Source organism: Escherichia sp. E10V10 (genome assembly GCF_004211985.1).
GTDB lineage: Bacteria > Pseudomonadota > Gammaproteobacteria > Enterobacterales > Enterobacteriaceae > Escherichia.
Genome location: NZ_RHJO01000003.1, coordinates 401,240 through 423,217, shown reverse-complemented (window position 1 = coordinate 423,217; position 21,978 = coordinate 401,240). Strand labels below are relative to the sequence as shown.

Sequence of the window (21,978 nt, the reverse complement as noted above, 5' to 3'; positions counted from 1 at the left end):
CAGATCCTGTTACTTTGACGAACCGGGCATGAAAACCCGGTGGTGTCTCAGGATCTGATAATATCGTTCTGTCTCAGTAGATCTAATAATTGCTGAACCAAATTTGTTACTAATTGTTCACCATTGAGATGAATTTCTGCCGATTCAGGCGCTTCGTAAACGGAATCTATTCCGGTAAAGTTACGCAGTTCACCAGCGCGTGCTTTTTTATATAAGCCTTTTGGATCGCGAGACTCACAAATCGCCAGCGGCGTATCGACAAACACTTCGATAAACCGCCCTTCTCCTACGCGTTCGCGAACCATCTGCCGTTCGGCGCGGTGTGGTGAGATAAACGCCGTCAGCACCACCAGTCCGGCTTCGACCATTAAATTCGCCACCTCACCGACCCGACGGATATTTTCTTTGCGATCGGCATCGCTAAAACCGAGATCGCTGCATAAACCGTGGCGGACATTGTCGCCATCCAGTAAATATGTACTGACGCCAAGTTTATGTAACGCCTCCTCCAGCGCCCCCGCGACCGTTGATTTACCGGAACCAGAGAGGCCGGTAAACCACAGCACAACACCTCGATGACCGTGGTGGTGCTCGCGTTGTTGTGCAGTAACCGGATGGCTATGCCAGACGACGTTTTCGTCATGCAGCGCCATCATTTACCTCCCAGTAAATCGCGCGCTCCCCAGTGAGGGAAGTGGCGGCGTACTAACGCATTCAGCTCCAGCTCGAATGCGCTAAATTCCGACGGCGCAACGGCGGCCTCGTTTTTCGGCTCATGCACCATACCGGCACCAACAGTCACGTTGCTCAGGCGATCGATAAAAATCAGCCCACCCGTCACCGGATTTTGTTGATAACGATCTAACACCAGCGGCTCGTCAAAGGTGAGATCCACGAGGCCGATCCCATTCAGTGGCAGGTTTTCAACTTCGCGTTGGGTAAGGTTATTAATATCAACCTGATAGTGAATACCATCAACGCGGGCGCGCGTCTTCTTACCGGCGATTTTGATGTCGTAACTCTGCCCAGGGGAAAGCGGTTGCTCCGCCATCCATACCACATCAACTGACGCGCTCTGCACTGCCGGTAACGCTTCATCTGCTGTCAGCAGCAGATCGCCACGGCTGATATCGATCTCGTCCGTCAGCACCAGGGTGATCGCTTCTCCAGCAAAAGCTTCTTCGCGATCGCCATCAAAAGTGACGATCCGCGCGATGCTTGACTCCACACCAGAGGGCAGCACTTTGACACGTTGCCCGACTTGCACGCTGCCGGAAGCCAGCGTTCCGGCGTAGCCACGAAAATCGAGATTAGGGCGGTTAACGTACTGAACCGGGAAGCGCATCGGCTGGGCATCAACCACTCGCTGAATCTCCACGGTTTCCAGCACTTCAAGTAATGTTGGGCCGCTGTACCACGGCATTCTTTCACTTTGCGAAGCTACATTGTCGCCTTCCAGCGCAGAGAGCGGCACAAAGCGAATATCCAGATTGCCCGGCAATTGTTCGGCAAAAGTCAGGTAGTCTTCACGAATGCGGGTGAATGTCTCTTCACTGTAATCCACCAGATCCATTTTGTTGATCGCTACGACCAGATGTTTGATCCCCAACAGCGTGGAGATAAAACTGTGACGACGGGTTTGATCGAGCACGCCTTTACGGGCGTCGATCAATAAGATCGCCAGCTCACACGTTGACGCGCCAGTCGCCATATTGCGGGTGTACTGCTCGTGCCCAGGGGTATCGGCGATAATAAATTTACGCTTCTCGGTGGAGAAATAGCGATAAGCCACATCGATTGTGATGCCCTGTTCGCGTTCCGCTTGCAGGCCGTCCACCAGCAGCGCCAGATCCAGTTTTTCGCCCTGGGTGCCGTGACGTTTACTGTCGTTATGCAGCGATGAGAGCTGATCTTCGTAGATTTGGCGGGTATCGTGCAGCAGGCGACCAATCAGGGTACTTTTGCCGTCATCGACGCTACCACAGGTCAGAAAACGCAGCAGGCTTTTATGTTGTTGCGCAATCATCCAGGCTTCGACGCCGCCTTCATTGGCGATTTGTTGTGCAAGTGCGGTGTTCATCTTAAAAATACCCCTGACGTTTTTTCAGCTCCATAGAGCCTGCCTGGTCGCGGTCAATCACGCGCCCCTGACGTTCACTGGTGGTGGAAACCAGCATCTCTTCGATGATCTCCGGCAGCGTTTGTGCATTTGACTCCACCGCACCGGTCAGCGGCCAGCAGCCCAGCGTGCGGAAGCGAACCATCCGTTTTTTAATCACTTCACCCGGTTGCAGGTCGATACGGTCGTCATCAATCATCATCAACATACCGTCGCGTTCCAGAACCGGACGTTCCGCAGCGAGATACAGCGGAACAATGTCGATATTTTCCAGCCAGATGTATTGCCAGATATCCTGCTCGGTCCAGTTAGAGAGCGGGAAGACGCGGATACTTTCGCCTTTGTTGATCTGCCCGTTATAGTTGTGCCACAACTCCGGACGCTGGTTTTTCGGATCCCAGCGATGAAATCGGTCACGGAAAGAGTAGATTCGTTCTTTGGCGCGGGACTTCTCTTCATCGCGACGTGCGCCACCGAAAGCGGCATCAAAACCGTATTTATTCAGTGCCTGTTTCAAACCTTCGGTTTTCATAATGTCGGTATGTTTGGCGCTGCCGTGCACGAATGGATTAATCCCCATCGCCACGCCTTCCGGGTTTTTATGCACCAGCAGCTCGCAGCCGTAAGCTTTAGCCGTACGATCGCGGAACTCATACATCTCGCGGAATTTCCAGCCGGTATCGACATGCAGCAGCGGGAACGGCAGCGTACCTGGATAAAACGCCTTGCGCGCCAGATGCAGCATGACGCTGGAATCTTTACCGATGGAGTAAAGCATCACCGGATTTGAGAATTCTGCCGCCACCTCGCGAATGATGTGGATGCTTTCCGCCTCCAGTTGCCGCAGGTGGGTAAGTCGTTTTTGATCCATAACCGTTCCTTTGCAATACCGCTATTTTCTTGCCATCAGATGTTTCGACTATAGGGAGCGCAGGAGAACGAATGAAATTACCAATTGGAATGAGTAGTTCCTTAACGGAATAACGCTTTGGCAAAGCAAATATCAAAAAGTGCTTAAGCTACCGAATTTCGGGCGTTTAGGAAGATTTGAAATTGTTTTAGCGCAGCGGCAGTTTCATACTATGGCGGTAAAAATTTTGCATGGTATTTAAGGACTCACTATGTTTTCCGCATTGCGCCACCGTACCGCTGCCCTGGCGCTCGGCGTATGCTTTATTCTCCCCGTTCACGCCTCATCACCTAAACCTGGTGATTTTGCCAATACACAGGCGCGACATATTGCCACTTTCTTTCCGGGACGAATGACCGGAACACCCGCAGAAATGTTATCTGCCGATTATATTCGGCAACAGTTTCAGCAAATGGGTTACCGCAGTGATATTCGAACATTTAATAGCCGATATATTTATACCGCACGCGATAACCGTAAAAACTGGCACAACGTGACGGGAAGTACGGTGATTGCCGCTCATGAAGGCAAAGCGCCGCAGCAGATCATCATTATGGCGCATCTGGATACCTATGCCCCGCAGAGCGACGCAGATGCAGATGCCAATCTCGGCGGGCTGACGTTACAAGGAATGGATGATAATGCCGCAGGTTTAGGTGTCATGCTGGAGCTGGCTGAACGCCTGAAAGATATTCCGACTGAGTATGGGATTCGTTTTATTGCCACCAGTGGTGAAGAGGAAGGGAAATTAGGCGCTGAGAATTTACTCAAGCGCATGAGTGATACCGAAAAGAAAAATACTTTATTGGTGATTAACCTCGATAATCTGATTGTTGGCGATAAGCTGTATTTCAACAGTGGCGTAAAAACACCTGAAGCAGTAAGGAAATTAACGCGCGACCGGGCGCTGGCAATTGCCCGCAGTCATGGAATTGCCGCCACCACAAATCCAGGTTTGAATAAAAACTATCCGAAAGGCACTGGGTGTTGTAATGACGCAGAAATATTCGACAAAGCGGGCATTGCTGTACTTTCGGTGGAAGCGACAAACTGGAATCTTGGGAATAAGGATGGTTATCAGCAACGAGCAAAAACAGCCGCATTCCCTGCAGGAAATAGCTGGCATGACGTAAGACTGGATAATCAACAGCATATAGATAAGGCACTTCCTGGAAGAATAGAACGCCGCTGCCGTGATGTTATGCGGATAATGCTACCGTTGGTGAAGGAGCTGGCGAAGGCGTCTTGATGGGGTTGAAAATGGGGGTTGGGAGTTCCCCAATGAACGTTGGCGCGTTCGGTTTATTCCTGCTGACGCGGGGAACACTGATTGTGTACACAGTGACCAGCAGAGGTATCCGGTTTATCCCCGCTGGCGCGGGGAACACTTTACCCGCAGCCATCAACCTGTGCGCCAGGATAAGCGCCGCTTCCGTTTTACCTGCACCAGTTACATCTTCCAGAATAAATAATTGCGGCCCGGGCTGGCTGATATCCAGATCCAGCACCTTTTGCTGTAACGGTGTCGGGTGCTCAATAAAAGGAAACAGCGTATTAATTCCGGTGAAAGGTGCAGTTTCCGCTTTTGGAGGAAAGACGGTTAATGCGTTTTGAGCCTGAACTAAAGTTTTCTGCCAGTAATCTTCAATATCCATAGCACGTGCGACGCGTGGAAAAAACCGCGTTGACGATCCCGTCCAGTCTGCGAGTACGACGGTTGCAGAGATATACCAGGAAATGTGTTTTATAAGTTCAATGCCCTCGTCATCATCCCAGAATTCTGGGATCTCGATGAGCGGAAACAGTGCCTTGATTTCAAGGAAAAAATCTCGTGCGGCAGCTTTGTCTTCAGGCAGAAAATTATCGAGTTCATCAATACGATCAGGGGGCCGACCATGATGCCCTGTCGTCACGGGCATCCACATTTCTATCACTCGCCTAAGTTTGCGCGGAGAGAGTGAAGAGGCAGGAAGCAACTCCTGACATTCACTTAAATAATAATTCCACAACCAGTAGCCCAGCGTTGAATGAGAGCTCTTTTCGTAATTCTTTCTTGCGCCTTCCGGAACCTTGAGTTGTGGGTGCAGGTAAAGTTGCTGAAATGAGCGGGCAAATTTTCCAGTATCGTGCCAGCACAACAACCAGGCGAAAAATTGTGCTGCCTGCTCCGTGTCAGCGAAACCTAATTGACGAAAATAGTCAGCCAGCCCGAAGCAGTTGCTTTTAACCATTAAATAGCCATTGCGGCTACATCCAGCGAATGCCAGCAAAGAAGGTGATAGTCGTCACCACCCTCTTTTTCGCCACGTCGGGTTTTTCCCCAGAAATCAAAGAAAGTCACAATGTTTTTATCCTTCAGTGAAACTTAAAGGATATTTACGCATATATTAAAAATTATCTGTGATATATATCGTTCAATAAAACATTTACATTATGAATAATTAAATGATTTTCATCCGTAATATATATGAATAATAAATACAGGCATAATATTCACATAAACAATATAAATTAAAAAAGGGTGCAGGAGACCAAACCATCACAATTCAATACGCGGGGTTTTACCCCCGCGTGGTGGCTACTTCTTCGATTCGTAAGCGAGAACTGCCTTAAACTCCATACCACGTTCTCTGATGCTCAACTCACACAACGAGTCGCCTACCATCAGCGTGAATCCCAGTACTGTACAACACAGTACGATGATTGCCACAAGGGCATATTTTGTCAGCATGTCTTGCCTCCCTGCAAAGAAGAGACTAACATTCGAATTGTTTGGGTTCGAACGTAAGCCTCAGGTTGATAGAAATATCGCCTGGGGCTTTTGTCCATCTGGAACCTCGCGAATGCTTAACGCCAGACAGCCTCAAGCACCCAACGCCATTCTATACCTGTTAATTCTTCCAGCGGCGTTCACGTTTAAAATCAGGAATGCTGCTCGCAAAATAAAAACGCCCCCATCATTTCTGACAGAGGCGTTTAATTTATCCGGCAATATTTACCCTTCGTGTAACCCACATTCTCTTTTTAAGCCAAAGAAACGCGTTTCTTCTTCCGCCATGCCGGGTTCCCATTTACGGGTTGTATGGGTATCTCCCACCGATAAATATCCTTCGTCCCATAATGGGTGATATTTCAGGCCATGTTTTTGCAGGTACTGATAAATAGTTCGGTTATCCCAGTCGATAATCGGTAGCACTTTAAATACGCCACGCTGAATTGCCAGCACCGGTAAATTGGCGCGGCTGCCGGATTGTTCACGGCGCAGGCCAGCAAACCACGTTTGCGCATTCAGTTCTTTCAGCGCCCGGTTCATCGGTTCGACTTTGTTGATGTCATTGTATTTTTCAATGCCTTCAACGCCCTGCTCCCACAGTTTGCCGTAGCGTGCTTCCTGCCAGGCGGCGCTTTCGGTAGCACGGTACACTTTCAGGTTGAGCTTGAGTTTGTCCGTTAACTCGTCAATAAAGCGGTAAGTTTCCGGGAACAAGTAACCCGTATCAGTGAGGATCACCGGAATATCCGGGCGAATCTGGTTCACCAGATGCAGGCTCACCGCCGCCTGAATGCCAAAGCTGGAAGAAAGCACATATTCACCGGGCAGATTATCCAGCGCCCAGGCAACGCGGCCTTCAGCGTCCAGTTTTTCCAGTTCGGCGTTAGTTTGGGCCAGCGCCAGAATCCGGTCTACCTTTGGCAGTTCGTTCAGGGTGTTTAGATCGAGTTTGGACATAAGTTCCTCACTGTTTGCCTTGCCTGATGCGACGCTGTCGCGTCTTATCAGGCCTACAAGACCGGGCAGAAGCGGCAATTCATGTTAATCCCACAAATCCCGCGCCGGGTCGAGCACCGGGCGAATGATGCCCGCACGCACCGTAAAGTCGCCGAAGCCTTCACCCGCTTCACGCTCTTTCGCCCAGCGCCCTATCAGTTCATCAAGCGACGCCAGGATTTCCGGCTCGGAGATGTTTTCTTTATACATCCGTGGGATACGTGTCCCCATGCGGTTGCCGCCAAGATGCAGGTTGTAGCGACCCGGCGCTTTACCCACTAGGCCCACTTCCGCCAGCATCGCGCGACCACAACCGTTCGGGCAGCCTGTTACACGCATCACGATATGCTCATCGCTGACACCATGTTTCGCCATTAAATTATCGATGTTGTCGATAAAAGACGGCAGGAAACGCTCCGCTTCCGCCATCGCCAGCGGGCAAGTCGGGAATGACACGCAGGCCATCGAGTTTTCACGCTGCGGCGTGACGGCATTCATTAACCCGCTCTCTTTGGCGATCTTCTCGATCTTCGCTTTCTCGCTTTCCGGCACACCGGCGATGATCAGATTCTGGTTCGCCGTAATGCGGAAATCGCCTTTGTGGATCTTCGCGATCTCCAGCAGGCCTGTTTTCAGCGGACGCCCAGGATAATCAAGAATTCGGCCATTTTCGATAAACAGCGTCAGGTGCCATTTGTCGTCAATACCTTTAATCCAGCCAATGCGATCGCCACGTCCGGTGAACTCATACGGACGGATCGGTTCAAACTTGATCCCCGCGCGACGTTCCACTTCCGCTTTAAACGTCTCAACCCCTACGCGCTCCAGCGTGTATTTGGTTTTGGCATTTTTACGATCGGTTCGGTTACCCCAGTCACGCTGAGTTGTCACGACGGCTTCTGCCACCGCCAGCGTATGCTCCAGCGGCAGATAGCCAAACTCGCTCGCCGTGCGGGCGTAGGTTTTCTTGTTACCGTGCTCCATGGAAAGCCCACCGCCCACCAACAGGTTAAAGCCCACCAGCTTGCCGTTTTCCGCGATCGCCACGAAGTTCATGTCGTTGGCATGCAGGTCGATATCGTTCTGAGGCGGGATCACTACCGTGGTTTTGAACTTACGCGGCAGGTAAGTCTGACCGAGGATCGGTTCTTCATCAGTGGTGGCGACTTTCTCCTGATCGAGCCAGATCTCCGCGTAAGCGCGAGTACGCGGCAGCAGATGTTCAGAAATTTTCTTCGCCCATTCATACGCTTCCGCATGCAGTTGCGACTCGAACGGGTTCGAGGTGCACAGCACGTTACGGTTCATGTCGTTGGCGGTGGCTAACGCATCCAGACCGACCGAGTGCAGCATCTGGTGCGCAGGTTTGACGTTCTTTTTCAGAATACCGTGGAACTGGAACGTCTGACGGTTGGTCAGACGGATGCTACCGTAAATGGTGTTTTCCACCGCAAATTTGTCGATCGCCTGCCACTGTTTGGTGGTAATAACGCCTCCCGGCAAGCGACAGCGGAGCATCATGGCGTGACGCGGTTCCAGCTTCTGTTCAGCACGTTCGGCGCGAATGTCACGGTCATCCTGCTGATACATACCGTGGAAACGGATCAGCAGAAAGTTATCGCCCTTAAACCCACCGGTCAGGCCGTCATTTAAATCTTCAGCAATCGTGCCGCGCAGATAGTTGCTTTCAAGCTTCATGCGCTCGGCGTCTGCCAGTTTACCTTCGACCACTAAAGGCCCTGGATGTTTTTCGCTCATTAGTAGACATCTCGCTGATAACGGCGCTCTACGCGCAGCTCACTTAAAAATTCATCCGCCGCTTCGGTGTCCATGCCACCAAATTCGGCAATCACTTCCAGAAGTGCCTGTTCAACGTCTTTCGCCATGCGATTAGCGTCGCCGCAGACATAAATGTGGGCACCGTCATTGATCCAGCGCCACAGTTCTGCGCCCTGTTCGCGCAGTTTGTCTTGTACGTAAACTTTTTCTTTTTGATCGCGCGACCAGGCAAGATCGATACGTGTCAGCACGCCCTCTTTGACGTAGCGCTGCCACTCCACCTGGTAGAGGAAATCTTCCGTAAAGTGCGGGTTGCCAAAGAACAGCCAGTTTTTACCCGGCGCTTCGTCGGCGGCACGTTGCTGCATAAAGGCGCGGAACGGCGCAATACCGGTACCTGGGCCAATCATAATCACCGGGGTTTCCGGGTTAGCGGGCAGGCGGAAGTTGTCGTTATGTTCGATAAAGACGCGAACTTCGCCCTCTTCTTCCACGCGGTCCGCGAGGAAGCTGGAGGCACCACCGGCACGGGCGCGGCCTTCCACGTCGTAACGCACCACGCCAACGGTGACGTGTACCTCGTTCTCGACTTCCGCCTGCGAGGAGGCGATGGAATACAGGCGCGGGGTCAGCGGGCGCAGCAGGTTAATCAGCGCTTCGGCATCCAGCTGTGCCGGAGAGAAACGCACCATGTCGACAATCGGCGTGGTCGCGGCGTAATGCTGCAACTTCGCTTTATCGCCCACCAGCGGCAGCAGCGTTTCGCTGCGCGTTAAGGTAGCGTAGTTCTCAACGATATTGGCGGTGTTGACGGTCAGTTCGAAGTGCCACTGTAGCGCCTCATTCAACGGCAGGGTTTTGCCCTCAACGGTGACAGGTTCATCGCCTTTCAGCCACAGCAGTTCGACAAGTTCTTTCACCAGTGCCGGATCGTTCTGATACCACACACCCAGCGCATCGCCCGGCTGGTAACGCAGGCCCGAGTCACCTAAGTCAATTTCGATATGGCGAACGTCTTTTTCAGAGTTACGCCCGGTAATTTTCTGGTTAACCGAAAGGCTAGCCACCAGCGGCGCGTCTTTGCTGTATGGGCTGGTGTGGATTTCATTTACCGCGCCAGTAGCGACGGATTGTGAAGGTGCTGCGACAGGCGCGCGCGATTTAAGCGCATCAACCACGCGGGCGCGCCACTCGCTGGCAGCGGCCTGGTATTCAACGTCGGCATCGACACGGTCGAGCAGGCGTTCACCGCCCAGTTCCGCCAGCTTGCTGTCAAAATCTTTCCCGGACTGGCAGAAAAATTCATAAGAGCTATCGCCGAGGCTAAACACGGCAAATGCGGTGTTTTCCAGCTTCGGCGCTTTTTTGGAGAACAGAAACTTATGCAGCGCGACGGCTTCTTCCGGCGGTTCCCCTTCTCCTTGCGTTGACGTCACTACGATGAGCAGTTTTTCGCTGGCGATTTGTTTGAATTTATAGTCGCCCGCGTTCACCAGCTTAACGTTCAGTTTTACCGCTAATAAGTCATCGCGTAACGCTTCGGCGACCCGACGCGCATTGCCGGTTTGCGAAGCGGAGATAATAGTAATACCCGGCATTTCTGCGGCGGGCGCTGGCGTCGCTGCAAGCGTAGCAGGCTGCTGATTGAGCACGCCCCAGAAATAGCCAGAAACCCAGGCAAGCTGGGCGGGCGTTAAATCGGTAGTGGCCGCCTGAAGGCGTGCCAGTTGCTCCGGGTTCAACGGAAGCAACGCGGAAGGTGGGACCTGTGTCGTCATGCGTCGTTATGTTCCAGTAAGCAAAGCTGTTTATCGGCCCTGTCAGCGCCCATAAAACAGAAGAGAAGGTAAGGTTAACGGCGCGAAGGGGGTGGATTAAAGACGGGATAGCGATAACTAATAACCAAATCGACTAACCTGTTTTAGCAATAGTCTTTAACAACAAAATAGATTTATTAACTCAATGAAAAATAAATAAATATCGACCGCAATTAAGTTAAATCGGTCATTTTGCGCAACAAACCCGTTTTTAGTAATGCGAAAAAACAGGCTTTCCGGTACTCTACGGCGGTTTTATCGTCCTGTAGAGAAATTATGATGTCCACCACGTTATTTAAAGATTTCACCTTCGAAGCCGCTCACCGTCTGCCGCACGTCCCACAGGGACATAAGTGCGGGCGCTTACACGGGCATTCTTTTATGGTGCGCCTGGAAATCACAGGGGAAGTCGATCCGCATACGGGCTGGATTATCGATTTCGCTGAACTGAAAGCGGCGTTTAAACCGACCTACGATCGCCTCGACCACTATTACCTCAATGATATACCCGGTCTGGAAAACCCAACCAGCGAAGTTTTAGCAAAATGGATTTGGGATCAAGTTAAACCCGTTGTGCCGCTATTAAGTGCGGTGATGGTGAAAGAAACCTGCACTGCAGGCTGTATCTATCGCGGCGAATGATAAGAGTGTGTCGGCGGTCAATTTCCCTTAAGTAACGCTATGTTAGGGTGTTGCGCTCAGGATATCTGGAGCACACCATGGAAGATGACTGCGACATTATTATCATCGGTGCGGGTATAGCAGGCACCGCTTGTGCTTTACGCTGCGCGCGGGCAGGTTTGTCCGTTCTGTTACTGGAACGCGCTGAAATTCCCGGCAGTAAAAACCTTTCCGGCGGGCGTTTATATACCCATGCGCTCGCGGAACTCCTCCCGCAATTTCATCTGACCGCGCCCCTTGAGCGTCGCATCACCCACGAAAGTCTTTCTTTATTAACACCAGATGGCGCAACGACATTTTCCAGCTTACAGCCCGTCGGTGAATCCTGGAGCGTGTTACGCCCGCGATTCGATCCGTGGCTGGTTGCTGAAGCCGAAAAAGAAGGTGTCGAGTGTATCCCCGGTGCGACGGTGGATGCACTGTATGAAGAAAACGGCAGAGTGTGTGGTGTCATTTGTGGTGACGATATTCTCCGCGCCCGTTATGTGGTGCTGGCAGAAGGTGCCAATAGCGTCCTGGCGGAGCGTCACGGGTTAGTGACCCGCCCTGCTGGCGAATCAATGGCGTTAGGAATCAAAGAAGTGCTGTCGCTGGAAACATCCGCTATTGAAGAACGTTTTCATCTGGAGAATAACGAAGGCGCAGCGTTGCTGTTCAGCGGCGGAATCTGTGATGACTTTCCCGGCGGCGCATTTCTTTATACTAATCAACAAACGCTCTCGTTAGGGATTGTTTGCCCGCTCTCTTCCCTTACGCAAAGTCGTGTTCCGGCAAGTGAGCTGCTGGCTCGCTTTAAAACGCATCCGGCAGTGCGCCCGCTTATCAAAAACACGGAATCGCTGGAGTATGGCGCGCATCTGGTGCCAGAAGGTGGCCTGCACAGTATGCCGGTGCAATACGCCGGTAACGGCTGGCTGCTGGTGGGCGATGCGTTACGCAGTTGCGTCAATACCGGAATTTCCGTACGCGGCATGGATATGGCGCTGACTGGCGCACAGGCGGCGGCACAAACGCTGATAAGCGCCTGCCAGCACCGCGAGCCGCAAAATCTGTTTCCGCTTTATCATCAAAACATAGAACGCAGTCAGCTGTGGGATGTTCTACAACGTTATCAGCATGTTCCGGCGCTTTTGCAACGCCCAGGATGGTACCGTGCGTGGCCTGCGTTAATGCAGGATATTTCCCGTGATTTATGGGATCAGGGTGATAAACCTGTTCCGCCGCTGCGCCAGTTACTCTGGCGTCATTTACGTCGTCACGGCTTGTGGCATCTGGCGGGCGATGTTATCAGGAGTCTGCGATGTCTGTAGCCCGTAATCTCTGGCGCGTTGCTGATGCGCCGCACATTGTTCCGGCTGACTCCGTTGAGCGTCAGACGGCAGAACGGTTGATTAACGCCTGTCCGGCTGGTCTTTTTTCGCTCACACCAGAAGGTGACTTATGTATTGATTATCGCAGTTGCCTTGAGTGCGGAACCTGCCGTTTGCTGTGCGACGAAAAAACACTACAACAGTGGCGCTATCCACCTTCCGGATTCGGCATCACCTACCGCTTTGGATAAATAACAAGGATAATTTATGTCCCTCTTACACCTGCTCCGCCAGAATCCGGTGATTGCTGCCGTTAAAGACAATGCCAGCCTGCAACTGGCAATCGACTCTGAATGCCGGTTTATTTCCGTGTTGTACGGCAATATCTGCACCATCAGTCATATCGTCAAAAAGATTAAAAATGCCGGGAAATATGCTTTTATTCATGTTGATTTGCTGGAAGGCGCATCGAACAAAGAAGTGGTGATTCAGTTTCTGAAACTGGTGACCGAAGCGGACGGCATTATCAGCACGAAAGCATCGATGCTGAAAGCGGCAAGAGCGGAAGGTTTTTTCTGTATTCATCGCCTGTTTATTGTCGATTCGATTTCGTTTCACAACATTGATAAGCAGGTTGCGCAATCGAACCCAGATTGTATTGAGATCCTCCCAGGCTGCATGCCCAAAGTGCTGGGCTGGGTGACGGAGAAAATCCGCCAACCGCTGATTGCTGGTGGGTTGGTGTGCGATGAAGAAGATGCGCGTAATGCGATTAACGCGGGTGTCGTGGCGCTTTCCACCACGAATACCGGGGTCTGGACGTTAGCGAAAAAATTGCTTTGACGGGATAACCGTAACGAATTGAATTTGTGTGATTTGTAGGCTGCACGCCAAATCTGGCATTCAGCGCCTGATGCGACGCTTGACGCGTCTTATCAGGCCTACAAGCCCGAAACCCGTCTACGCCGCATCCGGCTGTACGTTATTGGCAATCTGCGTGAATGTTTGTCACCAGTGCCTCCAGCACGGCTTTCCAGTCATCTACCACGCCAACATCTGCCTGCGAAAATACCGCCGCGCTGGCGTCATGATTAATCGCCACCACAAACTTACTATTACGTACGCCCGCCATTAACGCTGCCGCACCGGATGCGCCCGCCACAATGCAAACATCTGGCGCCAACAAATGCCCGGAAATACCAATGACCTTTTCGGCTTCAAAGCCACCGTTCATCACTCGCGCCCGACTGTAGCCCACTTCTGCCCCCAGCTTTTCAGCCAGCGTAGCGATTTCCTGGTTATCTGCCTCGCCGCCCTGCCCCACTACCAGTACTCGTCTGGCCTCAGCTAATGGGTCACGGGTAACATTTTTCAGGTTTTCTATGTTAACCAGCCACTCGGGAAGCGCTCCGGGAACAATATTCAGTTGTTGCATACCAGAGGGCAACGTGACGTTTTTCGCCGCTCCAACCTGGCGCGCCAGGGAAAGACATAGCGGGCGTTTTTCTGTTTGCAGCGTCGCCGTTAGCGCATTTCCCCAGTGGGATTTGCGCACGCTTGCGGTCGGTATATCTAATGAAATCACCTGGCAGACACAGGCTCCATGTAAACGCCAGGCCAGCCGGGTCGGCAGTTCATCACCAAACGTTCCCGGCGGAAAGAGAACAACGTCCACAGGCGTTCGCTGCCACTGTTCTACCAGCGCATCCAGCACCTGTTCTGCGACCATCGGCTGCGGCTCGATTTGCCAGTGCGTTAGTGTGCTGCCGCTGAAATCCTGCACCGCCAGCCAGCCCGCCATTGCGGCATGTTCCTGATTGATTGTCACAATTGCGATATTCATGGCTGCATCCTTTGGCGTAAATAGTCCTGCCATAGCTTTTGTGCTTTTTCTGCTACCGTTTGCCCATCAATCAGCGTCGCTCTGCGTCGTTGCTCTGGCCTTGCCAGTTGCAGGCACTGCATCGCTGGCGATTCAGCAGCAACAGTTTTGCGGATAATTTCCGCTTTCCCCGCCGCCATTCGCTGGCGCATTCCCGGTACTGGCAAGGCCACTTCGCCACACTGGCGCACAGCAATCACCGCGGGCAAGCGGACACGACAACAGCGCAGCCCATTTTCAGTACGCTGTTCGAAGGTGATAAACGGCGCGTCGAGTGTGAAACGCTCCACCTGGGTGAAACAGGGCCAGCACAGCATTTCCGCCAGCAAAAATGGCGTTTGTCCATTCTGCCCTTCGCTGCTTTGGCAGCCGGTAATGATCAGATCCAGCGGATTCTGGTACTGCCATTCGGCAATATGCCGGGCGACAAATTCCGGCGCAAAGCGCAGATCTGCCGCCGTCTCCAGCAATATAGCTTCCTCAAACCCAAGAGCCATGAGATAGCGCAGCCAGTGCAACGCCCGTTCATCGCCTATGCTCAACGCGGTTAAAGTCATCGGCGTGCCATTTTTTCTCTGCGCCAACAGCAGCGCGGCAGCGGCCTGTTCATCAGCACCGAGTAAACTTCGCAGTAGCGAAACATCCGGTCCGCTATTACCCTGAGCCGCCGCCTGCCACTCTTTTTCCGCCAGCATTCCGGCATCCGGTTCGGCTTTAAACGCTAACAGTATGTTCATTCGCACCTCCTACATTTCCCGCCGCCACCAGCGGGAGGGCTTTAGTTTCTGGTGCCCATAGCCAGGTCACGACAAAACCAACTAACAACACTGCCGCCAGGATCAATAAGGTAACTTGCATTCCCCACTGCGCCAGAATCCACGGTAGCAGACCAGTACTTACCGCCGCCCCCAACCGACTCATGGCGGTGGCAAAACCGACGCCCAGCGAGCGAATGTCAGTAGGAAAACTTTCCGCAGGCAAAATGCCCACCAGATTACTGACCGCCGAAATGGTGGTGCTGAAGAGAACAAAAAGCAGTAGCGTTAATGAACTGCCGGAAGGCAAACAGGCCATCACTACCAGCGTTGCCGCCAGCAGCAAAAAACTTCCCAGCAAAAATTTGCGATGTGCCAGCAGGTGCGTCAGAACTAATCCCAGCAGCGCGCCAACAATTAACAACGCATTAAGCATCAGACTGGCGGTCAGCGCATCTTCCAGACCAATAGTCTGGGCAATGGTCGGCAGCCAGGTATAAATCACAAACCATGGGATTACGAGGCAGACAAAGAAGACGCTGTTAAACGCCGTGCGCCGCCAGTAGCGCGAAGAGAACAAGGTTTTGATGTGTTTATGGGTCGCCGCTGCCACTTCATCGCCCAATAAAACCTGGGGACCAAAATAGCGATGCACGATAGCGTGAGCTTCTGCAAAACGCCCCTGGCGCAGTAGCCAGCGTGGCGATTCTGGCGTTCCCCAGCGTAATAACGTAATCAACAACGCGGGCAGAGCTGCCGATGCCAGCAGCCAGCGCCAGGCTTCCGGGTTTTCGGAAATAAAGTGATGTCCGGCAATACTTGCCAGCACATAGCCTACGGTCCACACCACGCTGAACGCGCCCAGCAAAATACCGCGATGGCGGCGCGGGGAAAATTCAGCCAGCAAGGTGTGACCGACTGAGTAATCGCCTCCCAGACCAATGCCGATCAAAATGCGCAGTCCAATAAGATGCTCTGGCGTGGTGGCAAAAAATTGTAAAAACGAAGCAAGCGTAATCAGCAAAAAGCTGAAGGTGAAGATTTTTTGTCGCCCAATATGGTCGGAGATCCAGCCCAGAACCAGGCTGCCAAGAAACAAACCAAGGAGTGCTGAGCCACCAATCATTCCCGCCATAAACGGCGTCAGTTGCATGGCTGGAGTAAGCTGAATAATGGCGTAACCAATGACGCCGAGGACATAACCGTCAGTCAGGTGCGCACCGAAAGTGAGCGCAGCAATGCGGCAGTGAAAACGGTTAAGTGGTAAATCATCCATTCGCACCGGTGAAGTGTTCATCTTTACCCCTTCATTGTCCGGTAATAAGAACGGCTTCTCGCCTGAGAAGCCGAAAAGGCAACGCCCCGTCATCGCGGAACGCTGCCTGACACATTATTTTTCAATCGGATAGATAGTACCCGTATTCATAATGCCGTTAGGATCAAACTGCTTTTTCAGCCCTTCCAGCAACGCCCATGCACTGCCGTGTTCCAGCTTGCTCCAGTGAACGCGATGTTTACCAATACCGTGGTGGTGCACCATCGAACCGCCGAGGCGAATGGTTTCTTCGCAGATGATTTTGTTGAGCGGATTGTGGTACTTGTCGATTTCCTCTTCCGGCTTACAGTCAACGACGTTGTAGTCGTAGACGAAGTACATGTTGGTGCCGTTCTGGTAGCTATGAGAGGAGTGACCGCCCAGCATGGTGATGTCGTCGGCGTGTGGGAACTCGGTACGAATACGGTTAATAACGCTTTCGTAGATTTCGTGGATGCAGCTCCAGCAGCCGGACACTTCAGTGGTAAAGCCCATGTTGCCGGTTTTGAGGATCTGCACACGTTCGGCAGCCACTTTATCCGGTCCCCAGTTCAGGTTGTTAAACCAGGTTTCGATCAGTTTGCTGTCCACGCGCTGGCATTGCGGGTAGCGGGCAACGATTTCCGCAATCCCTTCGCCCGTCGCCTTCGCAATGCGAGGGTTACCTTCAGCCATAAAGATCAGCACGCATTTTCCGTCGGCAAAATGGGTGAAGTGTTGGGTGCCATCTTCGGCGTCATACAAACGAGCGATCGACGGACGATACCCTTCCACCATGATTTCACGCAGGATGTTGAAGCCGGTTTTCATGTCTTCCAGGATATAGCCGTAGAAGAGGTTGTTTTCTGGGGTGAATTTAAAGATTTTCACTGTTACTTCAGTGATATAGCACAATGCACCTTCGTTGCCGATGATGATGTGACGAATGTCCGGGCCAGCCGCGCGACGTGGCACGTTTTTAATGCGTGTCACGGTACCATCTGCCAGTACTGCTTCCAGACCAACGACCATATCTTCGATTGCGCCGTAGAGTGTGGAGAACTGCCCAATACTGCGGGTTGCTACCAGGCCGCCCATCTGCGCCAGCGGTTTTGATTGCGGAGAATGCCCTGTGGTGTAACCTTTTTCACGCAACGCGTTTTCCAGCACTTCCAGCGGAACACCACATTGTGCCGTGGCCTGCATATTCTCAATATCAATATTAATGATTTGATTCATGGCGGAGCCGTCGAGCACCACCGAGTTTTCCACAACGGTTTCCAACCCACCTTCAGTGGCGGAAGCGCCGGTACGCGGCACACCGTTAATTTTGTGCGCATTCATAAAATTCAGCACACGGGAGACTTGTTCTGTGGAACCGAGTTTTACGACCGCTGCCGGAATCGGCAAAGTATAAATGCCATGAATATCCGGAAATTTACGAAAACGGTCAATACTGTTTTTCTTTAATACTGTTTCATCGGTAATTACGCGATCTGCACCAACAATTTCCTTTAGCTGGTCGACAATCGCTGCGCGAGATAAAGACATAGTAATTCCTTCCTGATAATAAAAATGGAATAATCATTAATAAGAGAAAACAGAAACCACCGTTATGGATTAGCGCACTAAATAACCGCCATCAACCACTAATAAATGTCCGTTGACATAATTCGATGCCGGACTTGCGAGGAATACGGCTGCGCCCATTAAATCCTGAGTATCGCCCCAACGGTTTGCCGGAATATGATCAAGAACGCGCTGGTTAGTTTCTGGATTACTACGGGTCGCCAGAGTGATATCGGTAGCGTAATATCCCGGGGCAATACCATTCACCTGAATATTATATTGACCTAATTCATCGCAATAGGCTTTGGTGAATCCGGCAAGAGCATGTTTAGTGGCAGAATAAGCAGGTGACCATTGTCCACCTAAGTAAGAGAACAATGAACAGATATTAATAATTTTACCGCTTTTCTGCGGGATCATAATTTTTGCCGCTTCGTAGCTTAACTCGAATGCGGCGGTCAGGTTCACATCAATCATTGGATCCCAGTCGGCACGACCGAAGTCCAGCACCTTATTCAGCTTACAAATACCGGCATTGTTAACCAGAATATCGACGGTACCGAAGCGCTCACAGCAGGCAGCGATAATCTTCTGCGGTGCGCCTTCTGCGGTAATATCCACCTGCATGAAGTCCACTTCAACACCCTGTTTTTCAATCATTTCCTTTGTTTCGCCGTTATCTTTGACAAAACTTGGAATAAAAATATTTGCGCCAGCTTTGGCCAACGCCATTGCAAATGCCTGACCTAAACCGCTATTCCCGCCGGTAACAATTGCTGTTTTACCTTTCAGGGAGAAAAAATCCATTGAGAACGCATTGAGAGATTCGATTGACATAGTTAGCTCCAATTTCCGTAAGGCAAAAAAAAAGAAAGGTAACTTCCCCCGCGAGAGGGAAGTTACCTTTCTCATTATCTCTGGTAACTGGAGATAATTTTTAGCATAAGGGCATAACTGCTAATGTGATCGTAATCACAGAGTGATGTTCGTATTATCAAATAGTTTTAAAAAGCAGAAGCGTGATTACTCTCACACAACATCTTTTCTTTCCATGTTATTTCTTATTGCAATTACTAGAGAGCTGAGAAAAGTAATCCACCTGAAAGGGCGGCTTACTTTTCTCTTTTTTTTGTCTATTACAAATGGGAATACGATATGCAACACAACTCATATCGCCGTTGGATAACCCTCGCGATAATTAGTTTTAGCGGCGGCGTTAGTTTTGACCTGGCTTATTTACGTTATATTTATCAAATTCCCATGGCGAAATTTATGGGATTCAGCAATACCGAGATAGGTTTAATAATGAGTACATTTGGTATTGCGGCCATTATTCTTTATGCCCCCAGCGGGGTTATTGCCGATAAATTTTCACACCGCAAAATGATTACTTCCGCGATGATCATTACCGGATTGCTGGGCCTGATAATGGCAACGTATCCACCACTGTGGGTAATGCTCTGTATTCAGGTCGCCTTTGCGATAACCACTATTTTAATGCTGTGGTCGGTGTCGATTAAAGCCGCCTCATTGCTGGGCGATCATAGTGAGCAAGGGAAAATTATGGGCTGGATGGAAGGGCTGCGCGGCGTCGGTGTAATGTCGCTGGCGGTGTTTACCATGTGGGTCTTTTCTCGCTTTGCACCGGATGACAGCGCCAGCCTGAAAACGGTCATTATCATCTATAGTGTGGTTTACATCTTGTTGGGGATTCTGTGCTGGTTTTTTGTTAGCGATAACAACAACCTGTGCAGTGCCAATAACGAAGAAAAACAATCATTCCAGCTTAGCGACATCCTGGCCGTTTTGCGTATCAGCACCACCTGGTATTGCAGCATGGTGATTTTTGGTGTCTTCACCATCTACGCCATTCTGAGTTACTCCACCAACTATCTGACCGAAATGTATGGCATGTCGCTGGTGGCGGCGAGCTACATGGGGATTGTGATCAACAAAATCTTCCGCGCACTGTGCGGCCCACTTGGCGGCATTATCACCACCTACAGTAAAGTGAAATCCCCTACCCGCGTGATTCAAATCCTTTCCATCATCGGCCTGCTGGCACTGACTGCCCTGCTTGTTACCAACTCTAACCCGCAATCGGTCGCGATGGGGATTGGCCTGATTTTACTGCTGGGATTCACCTGCTACGCCTCACGTGGACTGTACTGGGCCTGCCCCGGCGAAGCGAGAACACCGTCTTACATTATGGGTACCACGGTAGGTATTTGTTCGGTGATTGGATTCCTGCCGGATGTCTTCGTTTACCCGATTATCGGTCACTGGCAGGACACCCTGCCCGCTGCAGAAGCCTACCGCAACATGTGGCTGATGGGCATGGCGGCCCTCGGCATGGTGATCGTCTTTACCTTTTTGCTGTTCCAAAAAATTCGTACTGCTGATATCGCCCCCGCAACGGCTAACAGCAAGTAAGCCAGAAAAATTACAGGAGAAAAATCATGTCGAAGAAATACATCATAGGGATTGATGGCGGAAGTCAGAGCACAAAAGTAGTGATGTACGATCTGGAAGGTAATGTGGTTTGCGAAGGGAAAGGCTTATTGCAGCCGATGCACACGCCAGATGCCGATACCGCAGAACATCCTGACGACGATTTATGGGCATCATTATGTTTTGCAGGTCACGATTTAATGAGCCAGTTTGCCGGGAATAAAGAAGATATTGTTGGCATCGGCCTGGGCTCCATCCGTTGCTGCCGTGCGTTGTTGAAAGCCGATGGCACGCCTGCTGCGCCGTTGATTAGCTGGCAGGATGCACGCGTTACACGCCCTTACGAACACACGAATCCTGACGTGGCGTATGTCACCTCTTTTTCCGGTTATCTGACGCATCGCTTAACCGGCGAATTTAAGGACAATATCGCCAACTATTTTGGTCAGTGGCCAGTGGATTATAAGACCTGGGCATGGAGTGAAGATGCTGCGGTAATGGAGAAGTTTAATATCCCCCGTCATATGCTGTTTGATGTGCAAATGCCTGGCACCGTCCTCGGACATATCACACCACAAGCCGCACTGGCGACACATTTCCCGGCAGGACTGCCGGTTGTTTGTACCACCAGTGATAAACCGGTAGAAGCTCTGGGAGCCGGGTTACTGGATGATGAAACTGCGGTAATTTCTCTTGGCACTTACATCGCATTGATGATGAACGGCAAAGCACTGCCGAAAGCTCCGGTAGCGTACTGGCCGATTATGTCTTCTATTCCGGAAACATTGCTGTATGAAGGTTACGGTATCCGAAAAGGCATGTGGACAGTGAGCTGGCTGCGCGACATGTTAGGCGAGTCGTTAATTCAGGATGCCAAAGCACAGGATCTTTCACCGGAAGATTTGCTCAACAAAAAAGCTTCTTGTGTGCCGCCTGGCTGTAATGGTCTGATGACGGTGCTGGACTGGCTGACCAATCCGTGGGAACCGTACAAACGCGGGATTATGATCGGTTTTGATTCCAGCATGGATTACGCATGGATATACCGTTCAATACTGGAAAGCGTGGTGCTGACGCTGAAGAACAATTACGACAATATGTGTAATGAAATGAATCACTTTGCCAAACATGTGATCATTACTGGCGGCGGTTCAAACAGCGATCTGTTTATGCAAATTTTTGCCGACGTGTTCAACCTTCCGGCACGCCGTAATGCCATTAACGGTTGTGCAAGCCTGGGGGCGGCGATCAACACGGCTGTAGGGCTTGGTCTGTATCCAGATTACGCAACGGCTGTCGAAAAAATGGTTCGCGTGAAAGATATCTTTATGCCTGTTGAGAGCAATGCCAAACGCTACGACGCGATGAATAAAGGCATTTTCAAAGATTTAACCAAACACACTGATGTGATTCTGAAAAAATCGTATGAAGTGATGCATGGTGAGCTGGGGAATGCGGATTCTATCCAGAGCTGGTCGAATGCGTAAGTGAGATAAACAGTGCCGGGTAAATGATTAATCCCGGCATATTCACGTTCCCACCACAAAATACCGGGTAACCATTGATGAATATTGTTCTCTCCTGAGCAGCGTTTATGCTTTAATTGCTAAACCGATTTAATTGATTTAGCAATTAGTGTAAT

At 51.1% G+C, this 21,978-nt stretch carries 19 protein-coding genes and 1 pseudogene; 7 read left to right on the top strand and 13 right to left on the bottom strand.

The features are described from left to right. Positions 1–47: 47 nt before the first annotated feature. The 3 genes from cysC to cysD are packed head-to-tail and all read right to left on the bottom strand — an operon-like array spanning position 48 to position 2,990. On the bottom strand, positions 48–653 hold the full coding sequence (gene cysC, locus D9736_RS08405; protein WP_130208047.1) for an adenylyl-sulfate kinase: 606 nt from the start codon (positions 651–653) through the stop codon (positions 48–50). Beyond that, entirely contained in the window at positions 653–2,080 is a 1,428-nt protein-coding gene (gene cysN / locus D9736_RS08400; RefSeq protein ID WP_130214488.1) for a sulfate adenylyltransferase subunit CysN, read from the bottom strand. Before cysN ends, cysC begins: the two co-directional genes overlap by 1 nt. Position 2,081: 1 nt before the next feature. Next, the gene (gene cysD / locus D9736_RS08395) at positions 2,082–2,990 is read right to left on the bottom strand and encodes a sulfate adenylyltransferase subunit CysD (RefSeq protein ID WP_130214490.1); all 909 of its coding nucleotides are present in this window, start codon (positions 2,988–2,990) and stop codon (positions 2,082–2,084) included. Between the two features lie 250 nt (positions 2,991–3,240). Between cysD and iap the strand changes: the two genes are divergently transcribed. Beyond that, positions 3,241–4,278, top strand: coding sequence for an alkaline phosphatase isozyme conversion aminopeptidase (gene iap / locus D9736_RS08390; RefSeq protein WP_130214491.1), 1,038 nt, complete (start codon positions 3,241–3,243; stop codon positions 4,276–4,278). Between the two features lie 145 nt (positions 4,279–4,423). Here the strand turns inward: iap and D9736_RS08385 are convergent. From D9736_RS08385 to cysJ, 5 genes and pseudogenes are all read right to left on the bottom strand, one after another. Continuing rightward, positions 4,424–5,413 (bottom strand): annotated as a pseudogene (locus D9736_RS08385) (CRISPR-associated endonuclease Cas3''); the annotation flags it as partial. A 194-nt stretch (positions 5,414–5,607) separates the two neighbouring features. Beyond that, entirely contained in the window at positions 5,608–5,760 is a 153-nt protein-coding gene (locus D9736_RS08380) for a Hok/Gef family protein (protein ID WP_000956458.1), read from the bottom strand. Positions 5,761–6,024: 264 nt separating this feature from the next. After that, a complete protein-coding gene (gene cysH / locus D9736_RS08370; RefSeq protein WP_032222508.1) occupies positions 6,025–6,759 on the bottom strand; it encodes a phosphoadenosine phosphosulfate reductase in 735 nt (244 codons plus the stop codon). A gap of 84 nt (positions 6,760–6,843) precedes the next feature. Beyond that, positions 6,844–8,556: an assimilatory sulfite reductase (NADPH) hemoprotein subunit gene (cysI, locus tag D9736_RS08360; RefSeq protein ID WP_130258108.1), complete on the bottom strand. Its 1,713-nt coding sequence runs from the start codon at positions 8,554–8,556 to the stop codon at positions 6,844–6,846. Then, the gene (gene cysJ, locus D9736_RS08355; protein WP_130258107.1) at positions 8,556–10,355 is read right to left on the bottom strand and encodes an NADPH-dependent assimilatory sulfite reductase flavoprotein subunit; all 1,800 of its coding nucleotides are present in this window, start codon (positions 10,353–10,355) and stop codon (positions 8,556–8,558) included. Before cysJ ends, cysI begins: the two co-directional genes overlap by 1 nt. Before the next feature lie 315 nt (positions 10,356–10,670). Here cysJ and queD point away from each other — a divergent pair, with 315 nt between their 5' ends. The 4 genes from queD to D9736_RS08335 all read left to right on the top strand — a co-directional run bounded on the left by queD (position 10,671) and on the right by D9736_RS08335 (position 13,228). Continuing rightward, complete coding sequence (queD, locus tag D9736_RS08350; RefSeq protein WP_016159619.1) at positions 10,671–11,036, top strand: 6-carboxytetrahydropterin synthase QueD; 366 nt, start codon at positions 10,671–10,673, stop codon at positions 11,034–11,036. Positions 11,037–11,113: 77 nt separating this feature from the next. After that, a complete protein-coding gene (locus tag D9736_RS08345; protein WP_130258106.1) occupies positions 11,114–12,385 on the top strand; it encodes an FAD-dependent oxidoreductase in 1,272 nt (423 codons plus the stop codon). Then, positions 12,376–12,636 (top strand): ferredoxin family protein, encoded by a 261-nt coding sequence (locus D9736_RS08340; RefSeq protein WP_130258105.1) that lies wholly within the window; start codon positions 12,376–12,378, stop codon positions 12,634–12,636. The genes D9736_RS08345 and D9736_RS08340 overlap by 10 nt, the downstream gene beginning before the upstream one ends. A gap of 16 nt (positions 12,637–12,652) precedes the next feature. Further along, positions 12,653–13,228 carry a glycerol-3-phosphate responsive antiterminator gene (locus D9736_RS08335; RefSeq protein WP_130214505.1) on the top strand — a complete coding sequence of 192 codons (576 nt, stop codon included), beginning with the start codon at positions 12,653–12,655 and terminating at the stop codon, positions 13,226–13,228. Between the two features lie 139 nt (positions 13,229–13,367). Here the strand turns inward: D9736_RS08335 and D9736_RS08330 are convergent, their stop codons facing one another. From D9736_RS08330 to D9736_RS08310, 5 genes are all read right to left on the bottom strand, one after another. Further along, complete coding sequence (locus D9736_RS08330; RefSeq protein ID WP_130258104.1) at positions 13,368–14,228, bottom strand: electron transfer flavoprotein subunit alpha/FixB family protein; 861 nt, start codon at positions 14,226–14,228, stop codon at positions 13,368–13,370. Beyond that, a complete protein-coding gene (locus D9736_RS08325; protein WP_130258103.1) occupies positions 14,225–15,004 on the bottom strand; it encodes an electron transfer flavoprotein subunit beta/FixA family protein in 780 nt (259 codons plus the stop codon). The genes D9736_RS08330 and D9736_RS08325 overlap by 4 nt, the downstream gene beginning before the upstream one ends. After that, positions 14,982–16,391, bottom strand: a complete 1,410-nt coding sequence (locus D9736_RS08320) for an MFS transporter (protein ID WP_165383149.1) — start codon at positions 16,389–16,391, stop codon at positions 14,982–14,984. Before D9736_RS08320 ends, D9736_RS08325 begins: the two co-directional genes overlap by 23 nt. A gap of 21 nt (positions 16,392–16,412) precedes the next feature. Next, a complete protein-coding gene (locus D9736_RS08315) occupies positions 16,413–17,867 on the bottom strand; it encodes an FAD-binding oxidoreductase (RefSeq protein WP_000059300.1) in 1,455 nt (484 codons plus the stop codon). Between the two features lie 69 nt (positions 17,868–17,936). Continuing rightward, positions 17,937–18,722: an SDR family oxidoreductase gene (locus tag D9736_RS08310; protein WP_000021321.1), complete on the bottom strand. Its 786-nt coding sequence runs from the start codon at positions 18,720–18,722 to the stop codon at positions 17,937–17,939. 318 nt (positions 18,723–19,040) lie between these two features. Here D9736_RS08310 and D9736_RS08305 point away from each other — a divergent pair, with 318 nt between their 5' ends. Continuing rightward, complete coding sequence (locus D9736_RS08305) at positions 19,041–20,318, top strand: MFS transporter (protein ID WP_130258101.1); 1,278 nt, start codon at positions 19,041–19,043, stop codon at positions 20,316–20,318. A gap of 26 nt (positions 20,319–20,344) precedes the next feature. Further along, positions 20,345–21,823 carry an FGGY-family carbohydrate kinase gene (locus tag D9736_RS08300; protein WP_130258100.1) on the top strand — a complete coding sequence of 493 codons (1,479 nt, stop codon included), beginning with the start codon at positions 20,345–20,347 and terminating at the stop codon, positions 21,821–21,823. Positions 21,824–21,978: the final 155 nt, after the last annotated feature.